16 protein-coding genes are annotated in these 21,475 nt (G+C 70.6%); 7 read left to right on the forward strand and 9 right to left on the reverse strand.

Going from position 1 to position 21,475, the window contains the following annotated elements:
- Positions 1–4: 4 nt before the first annotated feature.
- From ACZ6Y1_RS02290 to ACZ6Y1_RS02310, 5 genes are all read right to left on the reverse strand, one after another.
- Positions 5–667, reverse strand: a complete 663-nt coding sequence (locus ACZ6Y1_RS02290; protein WP_469621235.1) for an aspartate/glutamate racemase family protein — start codon at positions 665–667, stop codon at positions 5–7.
- A complete protein-coding gene (locus ACZ6Y1_RS02295; RefSeq protein ID WP_469621238.1) occupies positions 664–915 on the reverse strand; it encodes a GNAT family N-acetyltransferase in 252 nt (83 codons plus the stop codon). The genes ACZ6Y1_RS02290 and ACZ6Y1_RS02295 overlap by 4 nt, the downstream gene beginning before the upstream one ends.
- A 15-nt stretch (positions 916–930) precedes the next feature.
- Complete coding sequence (gene panD, locus ACZ6Y1_RS02300; protein ID WP_112447214.1) at positions 931–1,350, reverse strand: aspartate 1-decarboxylase; 420 nt, start codon at positions 1,348–1,350, stop codon at positions 931–933.
- Between the two features lie 297 nt (positions 1,351–1,647).
- A complete protein-coding gene (kdpB, locus tag ACZ6Y1_RS02305; RefSeq protein ID WP_469621241.1) occupies positions 1,648–3,705 on the reverse strand; it encodes a potassium-transporting ATPase subunit KdpB in 2,058 nt (685 codons plus the stop codon).
- A gap of 353 nt (positions 3,706–4,058) precedes the next feature.
- Positions 4,059–5,945: an APC family permease gene (locus ACZ6Y1_RS02310; protein WP_469621245.1), complete on the reverse strand. Its 1,887-nt coding sequence runs from the start codon at positions 5,943–5,945 to the stop codon at positions 4,059–4,061.
- A 243-nt stretch (positions 5,946–6,188) separates the two neighbouring features.
- Between ACZ6Y1_RS02310 and ACZ6Y1_RS02315 the strand changes: the two genes are divergently transcribed.
- The 7 genes from ACZ6Y1_RS02315 (at position 6,189) to ACZ6Y1_RS02345 (ending at position 14,875) form a co-directional block, all read left to right on the forward strand.
- The gene (locus tag ACZ6Y1_RS02315) at positions 6,189–6,881 is read left to right on the forward strand and encodes a hypothetical protein (protein WP_469621247.1); all 693 of its coding nucleotides are present in this window, start codon (positions 6,189–6,191) and stop codon (positions 6,879–6,881) included.
- On the forward strand, positions 6,878–6,967 hold the full coding sequence (kdpF, locus tag ACZ6Y1_RS02320) for a K(+)-transporting ATPase subunit F (protein ID WP_125594429.1): 90 nt from the start codon (positions 6,878–6,880) through the stop codon (positions 6,965–6,967). Before ACZ6Y1_RS02315 ends, kdpF begins: the two co-directional genes overlap by 4 nt.
- Positions 6,968–6,973: 6 nt before the next feature.
- Complete coding sequence (gene kdpA / locus ACZ6Y1_RS02325) at positions 6,974–8,638, forward strand: potassium-transporting ATPase subunit KdpA (RefSeq protein ID WP_469621249.1); 1,665 nt, start codon at positions 6,974–6,976, stop codon at positions 8,636–8,638.
- A complete protein-coding gene (gene kdpB / locus ACZ6Y1_RS02330) occupies positions 8,635–10,740 on the forward strand; it encodes a potassium-transporting ATPase subunit KdpB (RefSeq protein ID WP_469621251.1) in 2,106 nt (701 codons plus the stop codon). Before kdpA ends, kdpB (ACZ6Y1_RS02330) begins: the two co-directional genes overlap by 4 nt.
- Before the next feature lie 4 nt (positions 10,741–10,744).
- Positions 10,745–11,461: a potassium-transporting ATPase subunit C gene (locus ACZ6Y1_RS02335; RefSeq protein WP_469621253.1), complete on the forward strand. Its 717-nt coding sequence runs from the start codon at positions 10,745–10,747 to the stop codon at positions 11,459–11,461.
- Between the two features lie 123 nt (positions 11,462–11,584).
- The gene (locus tag ACZ6Y1_RS02340) at positions 11,585–12,274 is read left to right on the forward strand and encodes a response regulator (protein ID WP_469621256.1); all 690 of its coding nucleotides are present in this window, start codon (positions 11,585–11,587) and stop codon (positions 12,272–12,274) included.
- 57 nt (positions 12,275–12,331) lie between these two features.
- On the forward strand, positions 12,332–14,875 hold the full coding sequence (locus tag ACZ6Y1_RS02345) for an ATP-binding protein (RefSeq protein WP_469621258.1): 2,544 nt from the start codon (positions 12,332–12,334) through the stop codon (positions 14,873–14,875).
- Positions 14,876–15,207: 332 nt separating this feature from the next.
- Here ACZ6Y1_RS02345 and ACZ6Y1_RS02350 read toward each other — a convergent pair whose 3' ends face one another.
- The 4 genes from ACZ6Y1_RS02350 to ACZ6Y1_RS02365 all read right to left on the reverse strand — a co-directional run bounded on the left by ACZ6Y1_RS02350 (position 15,208) and on the right by ACZ6Y1_RS02365 (position 21,475).
- A complete protein-coding gene (locus ACZ6Y1_RS02350; RefSeq protein ID WP_469621261.1) occupies positions 15,208–15,759 on the reverse strand; it encodes a CBS domain-containing protein in 552 nt (183 codons plus the stop codon).
- A 222-nt stretch (positions 15,760–15,981) separates the two neighbouring features.
- Complete coding sequence (locus ACZ6Y1_RS02355) at positions 15,982–19,602, reverse strand: hydantoinase B/oxoprolinase family protein (protein WP_469621264.1); 3,621 nt, start codon at positions 19,600–19,602, stop codon at positions 15,982–15,984.
- A gap of 5 nt (positions 19,603–19,607) precedes the next feature.
- Positions 19,608–20,282 (reverse strand): hypothetical protein, encoded by a 675-nt coding sequence (locus tag ACZ6Y1_RS02360; RefSeq protein ID WP_469621266.1) that lies wholly within the window; start codon positions 20,280–20,282, stop codon positions 19,608–19,610.
- 218 nt (positions 20,283–20,500) lie between these two features.
- Complete coding sequence (locus ACZ6Y1_RS02365) at positions 20,501–21,475, reverse strand: Gfo/Idh/MocA family oxidoreductase (RefSeq protein ID WP_469621270.1); 975 nt, start codon at positions 21,473–21,475, stop codon at positions 20,501–20,503.

Here is a 21,475-nt window from a genome sequence, read left to right on the forward strand (position 1 = left end):
GCCCCTAGGGCGCCGCCACCTGGCGCAGCCCTTCGGCCAGACCGGCGGCCGGGCTGGACAGGACGGGGATCCGCGTGGCGACGAGGTCCGCGGCCCCGGCCATGGAAACCTGGGCCAGCACGATGACGTCGGCACCGGTGACGGCGTCGGCGGCCGCCGCCACCCGTGCGAGGGAGCCGGCCACGTCGCCGGCCGCGAAGCGCTCCCAGGCCCCGTCGACCACGTGCGTACGGATCGTCACGGTCCGTACGCCCGCCTCCTCCGCCAGCAGCTCCGCCGTCGGGGCGAGGGTCGACTCGACGGTGGCAAGTACGGCGATCCGCGCACCCGCGCGCACCGCCGCGGCCGCCATGGGCCGGTCCACCCGCAGCACCGGCGCGCGGAGCACCGGAGCGAGGGATTCCGCGGTCGCCCCGATCGTGGAGCAGGTGACGAGCACGGGCGCGGGTCCGGCTACGGCTCCGGCTCCGGCTCCGGCGAGTACGTCCAGCACGGCCGTGGCCACGGCGCCGGGCCCCTCGGCTCGGGCGCGCTCCAGCAGCTCCGGAACCACCAGGTGGCGCAGGACGGCCCCCGGGTGGTGGCGGTCGCGCAGCGCGTCGAAGACGGGGACGTGTGCGGCCGAGGTGTGCAGCAGGAGCAGCCCGGGGGCCGTCGCGGCGGTCACCGCAGCTCCGAGTCCGCGGCCGGCCGCGCCCTCGCCGCCGCCACGACTCCGGCCGGCGCCTGGGGCGTCCGGTCGGGGTGTTCGGCGGCCCAGCGGGCCGCGTACGGGCAGAGCGGCACCACGGGCACCCCTTCGGCGGCTGCGATTCCGTAGAAGCTCTTCACCGGCCCCCCGGCGATGCCCCGGCCCTCGTGGTCCGGCTCGACGATGGTGTGCACCGCCACGAGCGCGTGCGGCTCGATCGCCACGACCCCCCGCTCCCGTCAGACGGCCACGGCGTGGGGGCTGCGCTCCTGGTCCGTGCCCGGCACCGGGGCGGAGGGATCCGCACCCAGCTCGATGATCCGGTTGTCCGCGTCGACGTGCACGACACGGGGCTTGAGCGCCCGCGCCTCGGCGTCCTCGACCTGCGCGTAGCTGATGAGGATGACCAGGTCCCCGGGGTGCACGAGGTGCGCGGCGGCCCCGTTGATCCCGATGACCCCGGACCCGCGCTCACCCTCGATGACGTAGGTCTCCAGCCGCGCGCCGTTGGTGATGTCCACGATGTGCACGAGCTCACCGGGCAGCAGGTCGGCCGCGTCGAGCAGATCGGCATCGACGGTCACGGAACCGACGTAGTGCAGGTCGGCCTGCGTGACGGTGGCCCGGTGGATCTTGGACTTGAACATGGTCCGAAACATGGCGATACTCCCGAAAGGTCTGCTCCCTGCCCACTTCTCGCAGGTCAAGGGCGATGCCCGGAGCCTACAACGGTTCGCATGTCCGGTCAGCTCTCCTCACGTCCGGCAGGACTCGTGCTGGACCGATTGCCGACTGTTCCAGCGCCGGCGTCGATGACGGTCAGGCCGGCCGCCCCGAGGGCGAGAATCGCCCGGCGGATGCCTCGGTCGAGGCCAGTCGATGGTCACGAACGAGGAGCGGGGGCGGCCTGGGGGCTCAGGCGCCCTGGCGTTCCTCTGATGAGCCGTTGCCGAACGTCAGCCGAGTCCGGGGACGGTGGACACCAGCAGGTCGATGAGCTTGATGCCGACGAAGGGCAGGATCAGGCCGCCGAGGCCGTAGACGCCGAGGTTGCGGCGCAGCAGGTCGTGTGCGGAGGCCGGCCTGTAGCGGACGCCGCGCAGGGCGAGCGGGATGAGGGCGACGATGATCAGCGCGTTGAAGATGATCGCCGAGGTGATGGCGGAGGTGGGGCTGCTCAGGCCCATGATGTTGAGCGCTTCGAGGCCCGGGTAGGCCGAGGCGAACATGGCCGGGATGATCGCGAAGTACTTGGCGACGTCGTTGGTGATGGAGAAGGTGGTCAGGGCTCCACGGGTGATGAGGAGCTGCTTGCCGATCTCGACGATCTCGATGAGCTTGGTGGGGTTGGAGTCCAGGTCCACCATGTTCCCGGCCTCCTTGGCGGCCGAGGTGCCCGTGTTCATCGCCACGCCGACGTCGGCCTGCGCGAGGGCGGGCGCGTCGTTGGTGCCGTCACCCGTCATCGCGACCAGCCTGCCGCCCGCCTGCTCCCGCTTGATCAGTTCGAGCTTGTCCTCGGGGGTGGCCTCGGCGAGGTATTCGTCGACGCCCGCCTCTGCGGCGATGGCGCGGGCCGTCAGCTCGTTGTCGCCGGTCACCATGACCGTACGGATCCCCATGGCGCGCAACTCCGCGAACCGCTCCCGGATGCCGTCCTTGACGACGTCCTTGAGGTGGATGATGCCGAGGACCCGCGGCCCGTCCCAGTCGTGGACCGCCACCAGCAGAGGGGTCCCACCGGATTGTGAGACCTGGGCGGACCAGGTGGCGGCCTCTGCCTGCACGGTCCCGCCGCGCATCGCCACCCAGTCCATGACCTCCCCCACCGCGCCCTTGCGGATGGCGCATCCCGCGCCGTTGTCCCAGCTCAGGTTGATCCCGCTCATCCGGGTGCGGGCGCTGAACTCGGTGAAGCGGGGGTTGCTGAGGTCCTCGGCGGCGGCCGGCTGGAGCCCGTACTGCTGGGCCAGGGCCACGACGGACCGGCCTTCCGGGGTCTCGTCGGCGAGCGACGACAGCTGGGCGGCGTCCGCGAGCTTGATGTGGTCCATGCCGGGGAGCGGGATGAAGGCGGCGGCCTCGCGGTTGCCGTGGGTGATGGTGCCGGTCTTGTCGAGGAGCAGGGTGTTGACATCGCCGGCGGCCTCGACGGCGCGGCCGCTCATCGCGATGACGTTGCGCTGGACGAGGCGGTCCATGCCCGCGATGCCGATCGCGGAGAGCAGGGCGCCGATCGTGGTGGGGATGAGGGTGACGAGGAGCGCGACCAGCACGGTCGTCGACTGGACAGCGCCTGCGTACGCGGCCATCGGCTGGATGCTGACCACGATCAGGACGAAGATGACGGTCAGGGCGGCCAGCAGGATGTTCAGCGCGACCTCGTTCGGGGTCTTCTGCCGGGACGCGCCCTCGACCAGCGCGATCATCCGGTCGATGAAGCTGTTCCCGGAGCGCGAGGTGACCCGCACGACGATCGAATCCGACAGCACGGTCGTGCCCCCGGTGACACCGGACCGGTCGCCGCCCGACTCCCGGAGCACGGGGGCCGATTCACCGGTGACGGCCGACTCGTCCACCATCGCCGCACCGTCGACCACGTCGCCGTCGGCCGGAATCAGCTCCCCCGCCTCGACGAGCACGAAGTCGAAGGGCTGGAGTTCGGCCGGGGTCACCACCTCGGTCTCGGCGCTGCGCAGGTTCGTCCCGTACGTCCAGTGCTTCAGCCGCAGCGCGACCGTGTCCGTGCGGGCCTTGCGCAGCGACTCGGCCTGGGCGCGGCCACGGCCTTCGGCGACGGCTTCGGCGAGGTTGGCGAACAGGACCGTCAGCCACAGCCAGACGCTGATCACCCAGGTGAAGACCGACGGGTGGATGAGTGCGGAGAGGGTGGTCACGGCGGATCCGACCGCGACGACGAACAGCACCGGCTTCCTGACCAGTTCGCGCGGGTGGAGCTTGGCGACGGCCTCCCGGGCCGAGGTGGCGAGGAGCTCGGGCTCCAGTACGTTCACCTGGCCGGAGCGTTTCCGGGACGGCCTGTTGACCGGGGTCCGCGGAGGGGTGCCGAGATCCGGTGGAACGTGCTGCGCGGCGGCGGGAGCATGAAGCGACCTTCTGGTGAGTTCGGCTGGGCACCCCCCCTGCCGGCGAGGTCGGGCGAGGACTGGGTGCGGGTGAGGGGTGTCGCCGCCGGGGACCGTCTCGCACGGACCCCCTCGGCCGTCGTGTGAGCAGTCGAGATCCCCGGCGGCGCAACAGGCAGGAAACTACTGCCCGTTCCGGAGAAATTCCGCATGTGGACGGGGGAATTGGCACCTTTTTGACGGCGGCGGACAGGACGCGTCAAGGCGCCGCCAAGGGCACGTCAATGTGCGTCGGAGGTGATGCGGAAGCGCAGTCGGCAGATGACGGCGTCGGTGTCGCGGCGTACCGCGTGGGCGACGACGGAGCCACGCTGGTTCTGCAGCATCCGCTGCCACAGGTGGGCGGGTTCGGTCTCCGGAATGAGGACGGTGACCTGGGCGTCAGGGTGTGCCCGCGTCAGCTCGCGCACGTACGCCGACACCGGGCGGCCGAGCGAACGCGTGTCCGAGGAGACTTCGATCAGCTCCACGCCGGGCTCCCACAGCTCCCAGTCCCGGCGCAGGGCTTCGGCCGCCTGCCGTTCCTCCGGACCGGGGTGCGTGACGGTCAGGGCGAGGACCTCGCCGCCGAGCGAGCGGGCGGCGGTGAGGGCCTGGCAGGTCAGTCGGGACAGCCCTGAGACGGGCACGACGACCAGCGAGCGGGAGCGCCGGGGCGGCTGCGGGATGCGGCCGAGTTCCAGGCGTTCGCCGATCTGCGCGTAGGCGCGGTGGATCTTCTCGAAGGCGAGGACGATCAGCGGCAGGGCGAGCACGATCAGCCAGGCTCCCTCGGTGAACCTGGTGGCGGTCACGACGATCGCCGAGACTCCGGTGAGCAGTGCGCCGAAGCCGTTGAGGGCGGCCTTGGCCTGCCGGCCCCGGGCCCGTTCGCCGTACCAGTGCCGGACCATGCCGACCTGGCAGATGGTGAAGCCGACGAAGACGCCGATGGCGAAGAGCGGGACGAGGGTGTTGGTGTCGCCTCCGGAGAACACCAGCAGGACGGCGGACACGAGGGCCAGCCACACCACGCCGTGGCGGTGTACCTGGCGGTCCGCCTTGAGGGCGAAGACGTGCGGCAGGTGGTTGTCCCGGGCCAGCAGGCCCATCAGCACCGGCAGCCCGCCGAAGGAGGTGTTCGCGGCCAGGGCCAGCAGCACCGTCGTGGCGAACTGGGCGACGTAGAAGGCAGCGTTGTGGCCGAAGGAGGCGTCCGCGAGCTGGGCGAGGACGGTGACGCCCTCGACGGGCTGGAGGTGGAAGCGGCCGATCAGGACCGACAGGCCGATCAGCATCACGCCGAGCAGGGCGCCGAGGGCCACCTCGGTGCGCTGGGCACGGCGGGCGGCCGGGGCCCGGAAGGACGGCACGGCGTTGGCGACCGCTTCGACGCCTGTCAGGGCGGAGCAGCCGGCCGCGAAGGCCTTCAGCAGCAGCAGCGCGCCGACCGTGGTGGCCCCTTCCCCCAGGGCGGGGGCGTGCCCGACGGCCGAGGCGGTTCTCACCGGCCCGTCACGGAACAGTCCGACCACGACCATGGCCAGGACCGACCCCACGAACACGGCGGTCGGTACGAGGAACGCCTTGGCGGAGTCGACGACCCCACGCAGGTTCACCGCCGTGACCAGCACCAGGACCCCGAGGCAGATCCACACCCGCTCCCCGTACAGCTCCGGGAAGGCCGAGGTCAGAGCGGCCACGCCGGCGGTCACCGAGACGGCCACGTTCAGCACGTAGTCGAGGATCAGTGAGGCCGCGGCCACCAGGCTGGTGCGTCGGCCGAGGTGTTTCCTGGCGACGGCGTACGAACCTCCGCCGTCCGGGAACGCCGCTATCACCTGCCGGTACGACGCCACCAGCACGGCGAGGAGTGCGGCGATCGCGAGCGTGACGGGGAGGGTGAACCCAAGGCCGTGGGCACCGGCTGCCGCCAGGACCAGCACGATCGACTCCGGCCCGTAGGCGACGGAGGCCAGCGCGTCGAGCGACAGCGCGGCCAGCCCTTGGAGGGCGGTCAGCCGGTGCGGGTCCGGCGCCTCGGGAGGCGTCCGTGCGCCGGGATCAGGAGGCTCCTGCGTGCCCGGCGCCTGTCCTGCCGCAGCCGTCTTTCCGCTGTGTATGGCCATCTTCGCTGTTCCTCCGATTGGACAAGGTGAGGACAGCGTCGGGACGGCATGCCCGCATGGCCCGTGCTCTTGGCGGAATCCATACGGCCGCCGCCCCACTCTTCACGCGCTCCTGACGCCGGGGCCGCGGAGTCGTATGAGGTGCGTCAAGACCTCGCCAGGGTGCATGGCTCCTGACTCGACCGGGGGCACGCTGGATGTGCGCGACACACGTCGACGGAATCAAGGGAGTACGTCTCGCAGTTGGCCGTACGTGCGCGCCGGCTCCAGACGGTCGTGGTCACCGACGCCGCGCAGCTGGCGAGTCTCCAGGGAACCGCTCGGCTGGTCGAGGACGGCAGCTCGCCGGAAGCGGTGGTCGAATACGTGCGCCGGGAGCTCGTCGGCCTGCTGGGGCTGCGCGGCTGCCGTTTCGAGTACGGCAGGCTCCTCGGAAACCGGCCGCGCCTGGAGCACGACGGCGGACTGTGGCTGCGGGGCGGCGGCGGCCGCGTCACCGGGTACGCCGACTGGCCGGACGGGGAGACCGAACTGCGGGTCGTCGGCGGCGGCCACTACTGCGGCCGCTTCCTCCTCGATCCGCTCCCGAGCCGCCCGCTGCCCCCCGAAGAGGCCCGCTTGGTGGCCCCTGGCTGCGCAGGCCGGTGCCGCCCTGGACACGGCCGGCCTGTCCCACCAGGGCTGACCGGCGGCGCACGGCCTCAGGGCCGCACACGTCAGCAGGGCGTCAAGAGTTCCCCCGCGTCCGTATGGACCCCGTCAAGGCGTCTTAACGCCGGGCTGAAGACACGGTTATCTCGTCATCGGCCATCTGGCCGATTCATTACTTCCCACTTCACTCAGGAGCTCGCGATGGCCGATCTGGCCTTCGTCGTCACCACGGTCGCGGTGTTCGCGCTGGTGGCTCTCATCGCCAAGGGGGTGACCAAGCTGTGAACGCCGAGAACATCGTCGGCCTCCTCGTGGCCGTCGCCCTGCTGGGCTACCTCGTCCTCGCCCTCGTCAAGCCGGAGAGGTTCTAGCCACCGATGAGTCCCGTTCTCGCTGGTGTGCTCCAGCTCCTCGCGCTGATCGCCGCCCTCGCGCTGGCCTACCGCCCCCTGGGCGACTACATGGCCCGCGTCTACTCCTCCGAGAAGCACTACAAGCCGGAGAAGTGGATCTACAAGGCGATCGGCGCCAACCCGTCGGCCGAGATGCGCTGGCCCGCCTACCTGCGCGGCGTCCTCGCCTTCTCCGCGGTGAGCGTCCTGTTCCTGTACGCGTTGCAGCGCCTGCAGGGCGTCCTGCCCGGCTCGCTCGGCTTCCAGGCCATCGACCCGGACCAGGCCTTCAACACGGCCGCGTCCTTCGTGGCCAACACCAACTGGCAGTCGTACTCCGGCGAGCAGGCCATGGGCCACGTCGTACAGACCGGCGGCCTGGCCGTGCAGAACTTCGTCTCCGCGGCCGTCGGCATGGCCGTCGCCGTGGCCCTCGTACGGGGCTTCGCGCGCTCCCGCACCGGTGAGCTGGGCAACTTCTGGGCCGACCTGGTGCGGGGTGTCTTCCGCGTCCTGCTGCCGCTCTCCGTGATCGGCGCGATCGTCCTCGTGGCCTGCGGCGCGATCCAGAACTTCGCCGGGATCCACGAGGTCGGTCAGTTCATGGGTGGCACGCAGCAGTGGAACGGCGGCGCGGTCGCCTCGCAGGAGGTCATCAAGGAGCTGGGTACGAACGGCGGCGGCTACTTCAACGCCAACTCCGCCCACCCCTTCGAGAACCCCACCCCCTTCTCCAACCTCTTCGAGATCTTCCTGATCCTCGTCATCCCGTTCGCGCTGACCCGCACCTTCGGCCGCATGGTCGGAAACCTGCGCCAGGGTTACGCGATCCTCGCGGCGATGGCGACGATCTGGCTCGGTTTCACCGCGCTGATGATGTGGACGGAGTTCGCGCACCACGGCCCGGTCTTCGAGGTGGCCGGCGGCGCGATGGAGGGCAAGGAGACCCGGTTCGGCGTCGGCGCCTCCGCGATCTTCTCGGTCGCCACCACGCTGACCTCGACCGGTGCGGTCAACTCCTTCCACTCCTCCTACACCGGTCTCGGCGGCGGGATCCAGCTGCTGGGCATGCAGCTCGGCGAGATCGCGCCCGGCGGTGTCGGCTCCGGCCTCTACGGCATGCTGATCATGGCGATCATCGCGGTGTTCATCGCCGGCCTGATGGTCGGCCGCACCCCCGAGTACCTGGGCAAGAAGATCGGCACCCGCGAGATCAAGTTCGCCGCCTGCTACATCCTCATCACGCCCGCCCTGGTCCTGGGCTTCACCGCCGCCGCGATGGCCATGCCGACCCCTCCGCACTCGATGCTGAACTCGGGCGCGCACGGCTTCTCGGAGGTCCTGTACGCCTACACCTCGGGCGCCAACAACAACGGCTCCGCCTTCGCAGGCCTGAACGCCGACACCCAGTGGTTCAACTCGACCATCGGCATCGCCATGCTGCTCGGCCGTTTCCTGCCCATGGTGTTCGTCCTCGCGCTGGCCGGATCGCTGGCCGAGCAGAAGCCCGTCCCCGAAACCGCGGGCACGCTGCGCACCGACAAGCCGCTCTACACGGGCCTGCTCGTCGGCACGATCCTCATCGTCACCGGACTGACCTACTTCCCCGCCCTCGCGCTGGGACCGCTCGCCGAAGGGCTCGCCTCATGAGCACCGCCACTCCGACCCGTGCTCCGCACGAGGACCTGCCCACCGGCCACAAGCCGCCGGCCGGCCGCGTTGGCGGCGGCCTGTTCGACCCCAAGCAGCTGCTGAAGTCCTTCCCGGACGCGGTGCGCAAGCTCGACCCCCGGATCATGATCAAGTCGCCGGTCATGTTCGTCGTCCTGATCGGTTCGGTGGTCACCACCGTCCTGGCGATCAAGGACCCCACGGACTGGTTCGGCTGGGCGATCACCGCCTGGCTGTGGCTGACCACGATCTTCGCCAACCTCGCCGAGGCCGTCGCCGAGGGCCGCGGCAAGGCCCAGGCCGACACCCTGCGCAAGGCCAAGACCGACTCCGTCGCCCGGCGGCTGACCAAGGACGGTACGGGCGAGGAACAGGTCCCCGGCACCGACCTCAAGATCGGCGACCTGGTGGTCTGCGAGGCGGGCGACACCATTCCCGGCGACGGCGACGTCGTCGAGGGCGTCGCCTCCGTCGACGAGTCGGCGATCACCGGCGAGTCCGCCCCGGTGATCCGTGAGTCCGGCGGTGACCGCTCGGCCGTGACCGGCGGCACGAAGGTGCTCTCCGACCGGATCGTCATCAAGATCACGACGAAGCCGGGCGAGACCTTCATCGACCGCATGATCGCCCTGGTCGAGGGCGCCGCCCGGCAGAAGACGCCGAACGAGATCGCGCTGAACATCCTGCTCGCCTCGCTGACGGTCGTCTTCCTGCTCGCGGTCGTCACACTGCAGCCGTTCGCGATCTACGCGGGAGCCGAGCAGTCGATGATCGTGCTCACGGCCCTGTTGGTCTGCCTGATCCCCACCACGATCGGCGCGCTGCTCTCCGCGATCGGCATCGCCGGTATGGACCGTCTCGTCCAGCGCAACGTCCTGGCCATGTCGGGCCGCGCCGTCGAGGCCGCGGGCGACGTGTCCACGCTGCTGCTCGACAAGACCGGCACCATCACCCTCGGCAACCGCCAGGCGTCGGAGTTCGTCCCCGTCAAGGGCACTACGGCGGCAGAGCTGGCGGACGCCGCCCAGCTGTCCTCCCTCGCGGACGAGACCCCCGAGGGCCGGTCCATCGTCGTCCTGGCGAAGGAGAAGTACGGGCTGCGCGAACGCCACCAGGGCGAGCTCGCGCACGCCGAGTGGATCGCGTTCACCGCCCAGACCCGTATGTCGGGTGTGGACGTGGACGGCAGGCAGACCCGCAAGGGCGCAGTCGGCTCGGTCATCGCCTGGGTCAAGGAGCAGGGCGGCGAGGTCTCCGACGACGCCGACCTCCTCGCGAACGAGATCTCGGAAGCCGGCGGCACACCGCTCCTCGTCGCGGTCGAGGACGAGAAGGGCGCCCGGATCCTGGGCGTCATCCACCTCAAGGACGTCGTCAAGGAGGGCATGCGGGAGCGGTTCGACGAGCTGCGCCGCATGGGCATCAAGACCGTCATGATCACGGGTGACAACCCGCTGACCGCCAAGGCCATCGCGGAAGAAGCCGGTGTGGACGACTTCCTCGCCGAGGCCACCCCCGAGGACAAGATGGCTCTCATCAAGCGGGAGCAGGCGGGCGGCAAGCTCGTCGCGATGACCGGCGACGGTACGAACGACGCCCCGGCCCTCGCGCAGGCCGACGTCGGTGTCGCGATGAACACGGGCACCTCGGCCGCAAAGGAGGCCGGGAACATGGTCGACCTGGACTCCAACCCCACCAAGCTCATCGAGATCGTCGAGATCGGCAAGCAGCTCCTCATCACCCGGGGCGCGCTCACCACCTTCTCCATCGCCAACGACGTCGCGAAGTACTTCGCGATCATCCCGGCCATGTTCGCGGTGGTCCACCCGGGCCTGGACAAGCTCAACATCATGGGCCTGTCCTCGCCGGAGTCGGCGATCCTCTCCGCGGTCATCTTCAACGCGCTGATCATCATCGCGCTCGTCCCGCTCGCCCTCAAGGGCGTGCAGTACAAGCCGACCAGCGCCGACAGGATGCTCCGCCGCAACATCGGGATCTACGGACTCGGCGGCCTCGTCGCCCCGTTCATCGGCATCAAGCTCATCGACCTGCTCATCTCCCTCATCCCCGGAATCGGCTAAGGCTATGAACAACTCTGTAGGCAACACCGCACGGTTGATCGGCGCCGGCCTGCGAGCCCTGCTCGTCCTCACGGTCATCTGCGGGGTCATCTACCCGCTCGCCGTGACGGGGATCGCCCAGGCCCTGTTCAACGACAAGGCCAACGGCTCCGAGATCAAGGACAAGAGCGGCCGGGTCGTCGGCTCCTCCCTCATCGGGCAGACCTACAACCTGCCGAAGAAGGACCCGAACGACGCCGAGGAGGCGGCGAAACCGGACCTCAAGTGGTTCCAGCCCCGCCCCTCCAACGGCCTCGGCAGCAACTCGGTCAACACCCAGTACTCGCTGATCCTCTCCGGCGCCACCAACCGCTCCGCCGACAACGGAGCCGTGAGCGGCCAGTGCACCGAGGCCGCGGAAGAGGGCACCCTCTGCGCCCAGGTCGTCGCCGCCAAGGACGCCGTCGTCGCCGACAACTCCACCGCCGGCTACCGGGTCAAGCCGGAGGACGTACCGGCCGACGCCGTCACCTCCTCCGGCTCCGGCCTCGACCCGAACATCTCCCCCGCCTACGCGAAGCTCCAGATCCACCGGGTCGCCGAGCAGAACGGGCTCGACGTCAAGCTGGTCGAGAAGCTGGTCGAGGACCACACCGAGGGTCGCACGCTCGGCTTCATGGGCGAGCCCCGCGTCAACGTCCTCGAGCTCAACACCGCCCTGAAGGCCCTGTCCAAGAGCTGAGGCCCGCATCCGCGCGGACTGCGAGCCGGCGGGGCACGGGGCTCCCCCAGCCACCGCTGGGAGGGCCCCCGGTGCGCCGCCGGCTCGCGCCGTGCCCCTGACGAACGGAAAGGCTGCACACCGATGACCCGGGTGCTGGTGGTGGAGGACGATCCTCAGCTCGTCCGCGCGCTCAAGATCAATCTCCAGGCACGCAATTTCGAGGTCGAAGAGGCTTCCGACGGCGGCTCGGCCCTGCGGCTCGCGGCCGCCCGCAAGCCGGACGTCATAGTGCTGGACCTGGGGCTGCCCGACATGGACGGCATCGACGTCATCAAGGGCGTCCGCGACTGGAGCAAGGTCCCCATCCTGGTCCTCTCCGCACGCCACACCTCGGAGGACAAGATCCGGGCCCTGGACGCGGGCGCGGACGACTACGTGACGAAGCCGTTCAGCATGGACGAGCTCCTCGCCCGCCTCCGGGCAGCCGCTCGGAGGCACGAGGCCCCGGCGGCATCTCAGCCCGACGAGGTCGCCGTGGTCACGACCGACGAGTTCACCGTTGACCTGGTCGCGAAGAAGGTGCGGCGGGGCGAGCGCACCGTACGCCTGACCCCGACCGAATGGCACCTGCTGGAGATCCTCATCACCCACCCGGGGCGTTTGATCACACAGGGCCGGCTCCTCCTGGAGGTCTGGGGACCGAGCTACGGCGATAACACCAACTACCTGCGTGTATACATGGCCCAGCTACGGCGCAAACTGGAGGCGGACCCCTCCCACCCGCGGTATCTGATCACCGAGCCCGGCATGGGCTACCGCTTCGAACCCTGATCACCCGCCCGATCCACGGCACGGCCCCCGTCGTCAGCAGAGAAGAAGAGTCGGAACATGGGACGCGGCAAGCTCCGCATCTACCTCGGCGCGGCGCCGGGCGTCGGCAAGACGTACGCAATGCTCTCCGAGGCGCACCGCCGGATCGAGCGGGGCACTGACTGCGTCGTCGGCTTCGTCGAGCACCACAAGCGCCCACGCACCGAGGTGATGCTGCACGGTCTCGAACTGATCGAGCGGCGCGAGATCGCGTACCGGGACAGCACCTTCACCGAGATGGACGTGGACGCGATCCTCGCTCGGCGCCCTGCGGTGGCGCTGGTGGACGAGCTCGCCCACACCAACGTGCCCGGCTCGCGCAACGCCAAGCGCTGGCAGGACGTGGAGGAACTGCTCCAGGCGGGCATCGACGTCGTCTCGACCGTCAACATCCAGCACCTGGAATCGCTGGGCGACGTGGTCGAGACGATCACCGGGGTCCGCCAGCGCGAGACGGTCCCCGACGAGGTGGCCCGGCGGGCCGACCAGATCGAGCTGGTCGACATGTCCCCGCAGGCCCTGCGCCGCCGCATGGCGCACGGGAACATCTACAAGCCCGACAAGGTCGACGCCGCCCTCTCCAACTACTTCCGGCCCGGCAACCTCACCGCCCTGCGCGAACTGGCCCTGCTCTGGGTGGCCGACCGCGTGGACGAGTACCTCCAGGAGTACCGGGGCGAGCACAACATCCGCTCCACCTGGCAGGCCCGCGAGCGCATCGTGGTCGGCCTCACCGGCGGCCCGGAGGGGCGCACGCTCATCCGCCGTGCCGCCCGCCTCGCCGAGAAGGGCGCGGGCGGCGAGGTCCTCGCCGTCTACATCGCGGCGAGCGACGGCCTCACCTCGGCCTCGCCCAAGGAACTCGCCGTCCAGCGCACCCTGGTCGAGGACCTCGGCGGCACCTTCCACCACGTCATAGGCGACAACATCCCCGACGCGCTCCTCGAGTTCGCCCGCGGGTGCAACGCCACCCAGATCGTGCTGGGCGTCAGCCGCCGCCGCTCGTGGCAGTCCGTGTTCAGCCCCGGCGTCAGTGCCACCGTCGCCCGCGAGTCCGGCCCCGACCTCGACGTCCACATCGTCACCCACGACGCGGCCGCCAAGGGCCGCGGGCTGCCCGTCGCCCGTGGCGCGCGGCTCGGCCGCTCCCGCCTCATCTGGGGCTGGATCACCGGCATCGCCGGCCCCGCCCTGCTCACGGTCCTGCTGAGCCAGGTCGTCCCCGAGCTCGGCCTGGCCAACGACATGCTGCTCTTCCTCACGTGCACGGTGGCCGCGGCACTGCTCGGCGGGCTGCTTCCGGCCCTGGCGTCGGCAGCCTTCGGATCCCTGCTCCTTAACTACTACTTCACCCCGCCGCTCCACGAGTTCACCATCTCCGACCCCTTGAACATCGTCGCCATCGCGATCTTCGTGGGAGTGGCCGTGTCGGTGGCCTCGGTGGTCGACCTGGCGGCCCGGCGCACCCACCAGGCGGCCCGGCTGCGCGCCGAATCCGAGATCCTCTCCTTCCTCGCGGGCAGCGTCCTGCGCGGCGAGAACTCCCTCGACGCCCTCCTCGAGCGACTGCGCGAGACCTTCGCCATGCAGTCGGTGGTCCTCCTGGAGCGCGCCGGCGAGGTCGACCCCTGGACCACGGCCGCATCCGTCGGCACCGGTCCTGTCAGCCGGCCCGAGGACGCCGACGTCGACCTGCCCATCGGCGACCACATGGCACTCGCCCTGACCGGCCGGGTCCTGCCCGCCGAGGACCGCCGCGTCCTCGGCGCGTTCGCCGCCCAGGCCGCCGTCGTCCTCGACCGCCAGCGCCTCGTCGACGAGGCCGAGAAGTCCCGCGAACTCGCCGAGGCCAACCGCATCCGCACCGCGCTGCTCGCCGCGGTCAGCCACGACCTGCGCACCCCGCTCGCCGGTATCAAGGCCTCCGTCAGCTCGCTGCGCTCCGACGACGTCGATTGGTCCGAGGACGACAAGGCCGAACTCCTCGAAGGCATCGAGGACGGCGCCGACCGGCTCGCCGCCCTGATCGGCAACCTCCTCGACATGTCGCGCCTCAACACCGGCACCGTCGTCCCGCTGATCCGCGAGACCGACCTCGACGAGGTCGTCCCCATGGCCCTGGGCGGCGTACCGGAGGACAGCGTCGAACTCGACATCCCCGAAACCCTCCCGATGATCGCCGTCGACCGCGGCCTGCTGGAGCGGGCCGTCGCCAACATCGTCGAGAACGCCGTCAAGTACAGCCCCGACGGCCAGCCCGTCAACGTCACGGCCAGCGCCCTGCACGAGCGCGTGGAGCTGCGCGTCGTCGACCGCGGCCCCGGCGTCCCGGACGAGGCCAAGGACCGGATCTTCGAACCCTTCCAGCGCCACGGCGACGCCCCACGCGGCGCCGGCGTCGGCCTCGGCCTCGCGGTCGCCCGCGGCTTCACGGAGGCCATTGGTGGCACGCTCACGGCCGAGGACACTCCCGGCGGGGGCCTCACCATGGTCATCACCCTCCCCACAGCGGGCGGCGCACCGCCGGTCACGGCGGATCTCCCGACCTCGGCGGTCACCTGAACCGGCTCGGGAACCAGCTGCGCAAAGACCGGATCGGCACGGTCACCCGCTGGGCACCAGAAGGCCGTCAAGGTCCCGTTCAGGATCTTGCCCCGGTCTTCCCGATGCGCTGGGATGGGGTCATGAACAGCGGTCCGCGCCACGACGATCGGCCACCGGATCAGGTGCAGCCGACGGCGCCCGCTGTCCGCCCGGCCCTCTGACATCGGCCGCGAAGGGCTCCGGCCGGGGTTCCGTACGCGCCCTCGCCTTCACCGCATGACCTGAGCCCTCGCCCCTGCCCCACGCCGGGGGTTTGTCCTGGCCGTCTCGTCCTCATCCTGTGACGCCGCTCATGGCACGGGGCTCACCCGGTCGTCACGGCGGGGCCCGAGTCCCGGGGTCATCGGGAACGGTCCGATCGGTTCCCCCTCCGCGGCCCGGGGCCCGGAGGCCGGGTGCCGTACGAGGGCGGCGACGATGTCGGATGCCGTCAGCAATCCGACCAGCATGCCGCCGCTGCCGAGCACCGGCAGGGCGTCGCAACCGTTCTCCGTCATGGCGAACGCTGCCTTGCGTACGCTTTCCCGCGCCCGGACCGCCACCCGCCGACGCCCCGACACCAAGGTGCCGACGTCCAGTGCCGAGAGCACGACGGCGGGCGCGGAGCACGCGACCGCGATGTCGCAGCGGTCGAGGAGTCCGGAGCACCGGCCGTCCGGCAGCAGGACGGGAAGGTGCGCGGCACCGGTCCTCTCGAGCAGCTCCCAGGCCATGAGCACGGTCTCGCGGGCGGCGATGGCCACCACGTCCGTTCGCATGACCTCCCCGACGGTCCAGGTCGTCACGGGCGCGTCGGGCCCGGCCGATGGGGGCTGCGCCCGCGTGTGTGTCGCCGATCCCATGCCAGACTCCCCTCGCCTCGTCGTGGGGTCTTGTCCCGGACATCCAGCATGGCCCTGAGCCGGGCCTCGTGCAGGTGCCGGTCGGGCCCCACAAGGGGACCAGGGGGCCCATGGCCCTCCGGCCGGCGACACCCGAAGGTGGAGGAGACGGTCGTGACGTCTGCCTCCGGCGCCACCGCCCCGGCACGCTCTGCCGCCTCGGCTACCGGCTCCGCGGCCATGTCAGGAGGGCTTGCCGTAGCCGCCTCCGCCCGGTGTCTCGATGACCAGCAGGTCGCCGGGCTGCACGGCGACGGAGTCGCATGCGGCCATTGGCGTGGTGGTGCCGTCGGCCCGCTCCACCCGGTTGGTGCCCAGCGCGCCGGGGTCACCGCCGGCCATGCCGTACGGCGGGATCCGGCGGTGACCGGACAGGGTGCTGACCGTCATGTGTTCCCGGAAGCGGATCTTGCGTACGGTGCCGTCGCCGCCCCGCCAGCGTCCCGCCCCGCCGCTGCCGGTACGAACGGAGAACTCCTGCACGAGGACGGGGAGGCGCAGTTCGAGGATTTCGGGATCGGTGAGGCGGGAGTTGGTCATGTGGGTCTGCACGGCTGACGTGCCGTCGAACCCCGGTCCGGCTCCGGACCCGGAGGCCACGGTTTCGTAGTACTGGTGCCGGTCGTTGCCGAAGGTCACGTTGTTCATGGTGCCGCTCCCCTCGGCCTGCGAGCCCAGGGCGGCGTAGAGGGCCCCGGTGATCGCCTGGGACGTCTCGACGTTCCCGGCCACTACGGCGGCGGGATGGACCGGTGCGAGCATGGACCCGGGCGGGACGATGATCCGCAGGGGCCTGAGGCAGCCGTCGTTGAGCGGGATGTCCTCGGCGAGCAGGGTACGGAAGACGTACAGCACGGCCGCGTTCACCACCGGGGTGGGCGCGTTGAAGTTGGTGCTCAACTGGGCCGATGTACCGGTGAAGTCGATCGTCGCCGACCGTTCCCTCCGGTCCACCGTCACCCGTACGGAGATCACCGCGCCGGAGTCCATCTCGTAGCGGAATTCGCCGTCGGTGAGGGTCACGACCGCTCTGCGGACGGCTTCCTCGGCGTTGTCCTGGACGTGACGCATGTACGCCCGCACCACGTCCAGCCCGAAGTGGTCGATCATCTTGCCGACCTCCTCGACGCCCTTGCGATTGGCCGCGATCTGGGCCCGCAGGTCGGCGAGGTTGGTCGCCGGCGCGCGCGACGGGTATCTCGCCCGGGCCAGGAGCGCCAGGGTCTCGGCCTCCCGCAGCCTGCCGCCCTCGACGAGCAGCCAGTTGTCGAAGAGGACGCCCTCCTCGTCGATCTCCCGGCTGTCGGCCGGCATGGACCCCGGCGTCAGACCGCCGATCTCGGCATGGTGGCCCCGTGAGGCGACGAAGAACAGGATCTCCGGGCCGGGCACTTCGCCGCGCTCGTCGAAGACCGGGGTCACCACGGTGATGTCCGGCAGGTGGGTGCCACCGTGGTACGGATCGTTGACCGCGTAGGCCTCGCCGGGCCGCATCGTCCCGGACCGGCGACGGACGACCTCCCTGACGGCGGTGCCCATGGAGCCCAGGTGCACGGGGATGTGGGGGGCGTTGGCGACCAGGTTGCCGCCGGGGTCGAACAGCGCGCAGGAGAAGTCCAGCCGTTCCTTGATGTTGACGGACTGCGCCGTCGAAGCCAGCCGTGCGCCCATCTGCTCGGCGATCGACACGAAGAGGCTGTTGAAGATCTCCAGCATGACGGGGTCGGCCTCGGTCTCCACGTCGGCCCCGGCCGGCACGGTGACGCGTTCGACGACCAGATGCCCGGTGCCGTTCACGGTGGCCCGCCAGCCGGAGTCCACGACCGTGGTCGCGTCGGTTTCGGTGATCACGGCCGGGCCGGTCACGACGGCGCCCGGGCGCAGGCGTTCCCGCTGCCGCAGGGACACCTCGCGCCACGCGCCGTCCGTGTAGAGGGGCACGGTGTCGGGGGGAACGTCGTCGTCGGCCGGGCCCCGCTCGGCGAGGTGGCTCAGGTCGGGTTGCGGGGTGAGACCCGTTGCTTCGACCGAGAGTGCTTCGACGATGACGGGGCGGTCCATGAGGAACGAGTACATCGCCCGGTGGCTCGCCTCGAAGGCCTCGGTCATGGCCGGGGCGTCGGCCAGTGCCACCGTGACCGCCGTGTCGGTGCCGTCGTAGCGCAGCCGTGCGGTCCGCGTGACCAGGATGCGTTCGGCAGGGACGTCCTCCGCGTGCAGCACGTCGCGTGCCGCGGCCTCCAGTTCGTCGGCGACCACGTGGATCCGCTGCGTGCTCGCCTCTTCCAGGGGCAGTTCGACCGACCGCTCGCGCACGGTGACGGTGTCGGCGAGACCGATGCCCAACGCGGAGAGCACCCCGGCCATGGGGGGTACGAGAACGGTGCGGATCCCCAGGGCATCGGCGACGGCGCACGCGTGCTGGCCGCCGGCCCCGCCGAAGGAGGTCAGTGCGTACCGCGTGACGTCGTGCCCCCGCTGCACGGAGATCCGCTTGACGGCGGCCGCCATGTTCGCCACCGCCACCTGCAGAAAGCCTTCGGCCACCTGCTCGGGCGATCGCCGGTCGCCGGTACGCGAGCGGATCTCCCCGGCGAGTTCGGCGAACCCCCGCCGTACGACGTGGCGGTCGATGGGCTGATGTCCGTCAGGCCCGAAGACGCTGGGGAACTGAACCGGCTGGATGCGGCCGAGCATCACGTTCGCGTCGGTCACCGTCAGCGGGCCCTGCGCGCGGTAGCACGCAGGTCCGGGGTCCGCCCCGGCGGAGTCGGGGCCGACGCGGTAGCGGCTGCCGTCGAAGTGCAGGATGGACCCGCCTCCCGCCGCGACGGTGTGGATGTCGAGCATGGGCGCCTGGAGACGGACTCCCGCCACCTGGGAGGTTGACACCCGCTCATAGGTTCCGGCGAAGTGGGACACGTCGGTGGAGGTACCGCCCATGTCGAAGCCGATGACCTTGTCGAATCCGGCCAGCTGCGACAGGCGCGCCATCCCGACGATGCCACCGGCCGGACCGGACAGGATGGCGTCCTTGCCCCGGAAGTGCCCCGCCTCGGCCAGACCGCCGTTGGACTGCATGAACATCAGCCGCACGCCTCCCGTCCGGTCCTCGACCTGCCGGACGTAGCGGCGCAGGACGGGGGAAAGACAGGCGTCGACGACCGCGGTGTCTCCCCGGGGCACCAGTTTCACGAGGGGGCTCACTTCGCTGGACAGCGAGATCTGGGGGAACCCGATGCGCTCGGCCAGCTCGCCGATCGCCCGCTCGTGCCCCGGATGCAGCGCGCTGTGCAGGCACACCACCGCGACCGCGCGGATGCCGTCGTCGTATGCGCGTCGCAGCTCGACGGCGAGGCCGTCCAGATCGGGCGGACTCAGCACCGTACCGTCACCGGTGATGCGTTCGGCGACCTCGATGACCCTCTCGTAAAGGGCCTCAGGAAGGAGGATCTGCCGGTCGAACAGGCGGGGGCGGTTCTGGTAACCGATGCGCAGGGCGTCGCGGAAGCCACGCGTGATGACCAGAGCGGTGCGCTCGCCGGTACGTTCCAGCAGGGCATTGGTGGCCACAGTGGTACCCATCCGCACGGCGTCGATCGCGGCACGGGGCATCTCCCCGCCCTGCTCCAGCCCCAGCAGCGTGCGGATCCCGGCAATGGCCGCGTCGCGATAGCGGGCCGGGTTTTCGGACAGGAGCTTGTGGGACAGGAGGCGACCGTCCGGTGTCCGGGCGACGATGTCGGTGAAGGTGCCACCCCGGTCGATCCAGAACTGCCAGCCGTGACCGGTGCCCGAAGACATCGCGCCTACTTCTTCGGGGTGAAGACGAGGAGCCGGTCGAGGAGCAGTGAGGAGAGGGCGGGGCGGGTGAGGGTGCCGGGTTGCATGTAGGCACGGGCCACGAATCGGAGGGTGCTCATGTCGACGGGCCGGTCGGTGCCGTACTGCGCGCAGAAGTCGGTGCTGGTGGGCGGGAGTGCGGTGACGTGCGGCCCGGCCGGTCCGTCGTCGCCTGCGCGGCTGAAGGTCCAGGCGTAGAGCTGGTCCGCGTGCGGCTGATCGTGGATGAAGTCGTCAGCGCTGCCCTGTAGTTCACGGTTGTTCTTGGCAGCCAGGGCCACGGCGGCCTCGGCGTCGGCGTAGAGGGTGGCGCTGGAGTAGGTCGCCTGGCCGGTGGCCGCGTGGTTCGTTCCGTACGCGACGACGAAGGAACCGTCCGGCAGACTGAAGTTCCGGGTGATCGGGTCGTCGGCGTCGTTGGAGCCGGATCTGGCCAGTTGGTGCTTGAACCTCTCCACCTGCCGGCCGGTGTCGGCCGGCGGGGAGGGATTCCCGCCGGCCGCGCCCTGGGATTCCGGGAGGGAGAGGGCACCGCGGGAGGGGGCTGGTGGCGTGGCTGCCATCGCGGTCGGTGCGACCAGGAGCAACGCGGTGGCCAGGGCCAGGAGAGCAGGACGCCGGCGCAGGGGAAACGTCGTCATGACAGACCCCTATCCGGCCCGCGTCCTCGCGCCCTGTGCACCACGCCGCAATCACCTCCTGCCCTCACTCATCCGGAACACCGCAGGAGGCGGCTGCGCGGTGCTGACGGTGTCGGCGCCGACGTGACCACCGCTCGGGTCTCGCGGTGCGCATGTCCTCCTCGACATTCCTCCCGTCCTGGGTGGCCTGCTGAGCGGGCAGGCCACCCAGGAAGCGCTCAGGCGGGCCCTGAAGCGTCGAGCTGTGCTTCCAGGGCCGCCAGCGTCCGGTAGCAGGGCAGTACCTGGGCGATGGAGGCGTTCGGCTCGCGGGCCTCGCGGATGGCGGCGACGAACTCGCGGTCCTGCAGTTCGATGCCGTCCATCGACACGTCGACCCCGCTCACGTCGATCGGCTCGTCCTTGCCGGTGACGAGGTCGTCGTAGCGGGCGATGTAGGTGCCGGTGTCGCCGATGTAGCGGAAGAAGGTGCCGAGCGGGCCGTCGTTGTTGAACGACAGGGACAGGGTGCAGATGGCGCCGTTCTGCGCGCGCAGCTGGATCGACAGGTCCATCGCGATGCCGAGTTCGGGGTGGATCGGGCCCTGGAGGGCGTTGGCCTGCACGATCGGGGAGCCGGTCTGGTAGGCGAACAGGTCGACGGTGTGCGCCGCGTGGTGCCACAGCAGGTGGTCGGTCCATGAGCGCGGCTGTCCGAGCGCGTTGAGGTTCGTGCGGCGGAAGAAGTACGTCTGCACGTCCATCTGCTGGATCCGGTAGTCCCCGGCCAGGACCCGGCGGCGCACCCACTGGTGGCTGGGGTTGAAGCGCCGGGTGTGTCCCACCATGGCGACCAGTCCGGTGCGCTGCTGGGCTTCCAGGCAGGCCTCGGCGTCGGCCAGGGAGGCGGCGAGGGGGATCTCCGTCTGGACGTGCTTGCCCGCCTCCAGGCAGGCCAGCGTCTGCTCGGCGTGCAGCGGGGTGGGCGTGGCGAGGACGACGGCGTCGATGTCGTCCATCGCCAGCACCTCGTCCAGGGAGGCGACGCCGCGGCCGACGCCCTGTTCCGCGGCGAACTTGCGGGCGGTTTCGAGGGTGCTGCTCACGACCGCGGCCACTTCGACGCCCTCGATCCGGCGCAGCGCGGCCGCGTGCTTGGCGCCGAAGGCGCCACCGCCGGCCAGGGCCACCCGGAGGGTTCGTCCGTCGCTCAT

The sequence above is a fragment of the Streptomyces sp. NPDC053432 genome (assembly GCF_055585365.1).

What these genes read in the sequence shown, in the direction of transcription:
- panD (WP_112447214.1), bottom strand. Translation starts at nt 1,350, where the DNA reads ATGTTTCGGACCATGTTCAAGTCCAAGATCCACCGGGCCACCGTCACG.
- ACZ6Y1_RS02310 (WP_469621245.1), bottom strand. Translation starts at nt 5,945, where the DNA reads ATGGCCATACACAGCGGAAAGACGGCTGCGGCAGGACAGGCGCCGGGC.
- kdpA (WP_469621249.1), top strand. Translation starts at nt 6,974, where the DNA reads ATGAGTCCCGTTCTCGCTGGTGTGCTCCAGCTCCTCGCGCTGATCGCC.
- kdpB (WP_469621251.1), top strand. Translation starts at nt 8,635, where the DNA reads ATGAGCACCGCCACTCCGACCCGTGCTCCGCACGAGGACCTGCCCACC.
- ACZ6Y1_RS02335 (WP_469621253.1), top strand. Translation starts at nt 10,745, where the DNA reads ATGAACAACTCTGTAGGCAACACCGCACGGTTGATCGGCGCCGGCCTG.
- ACZ6Y1_RS02340 (WP_469621256.1), top strand. Translation starts at nt 11,585, where the DNA reads ATGACCCGGGTGCTGGTGGTGGAGGACGATCCTCAGCTCGTCCGCGCG.
- ACZ6Y1_RS02345 (WP_469621258.1), top strand. Translation starts at nt 12,332, where the DNA reads ATGGGACGCGGCAAGCTCCGCATCTACCTCGGCGCGGCGCCGGGCGTC.
- ACZ6Y1_RS02350 (WP_469621261.1), bottom strand. Translation starts at nt 15,759, where the DNA reads ATGGGATCGGCGACACACACGCGGGCGCAGCCCCCATCGGCCGGGCCC.
- ACZ6Y1_RS02355 (WP_469621264.1), bottom strand. Translation starts at nt 19,602, where the DNA reads ATGTCTTCGGGCACCGGTCACGGCTGGCAGTTCTGGATCGACCGGGGT.
- ACZ6Y1_RS02360 (WP_469621266.1), bottom strand. Translation starts at nt 20,282, where the DNA reads ATGACGACGTTTCCCCTGCGCCGGCGTCCTGCTCTCCTGGCCCTGGCC.
- ACZ6Y1_RS02365 (WP_469621270.1), bottom strand. Translation starts at nt 21,475, where the DNA reads ATGAGCGACGGACGAACCCTCCGGGTGGCCCTGGCCGGCGGTGGCGCC.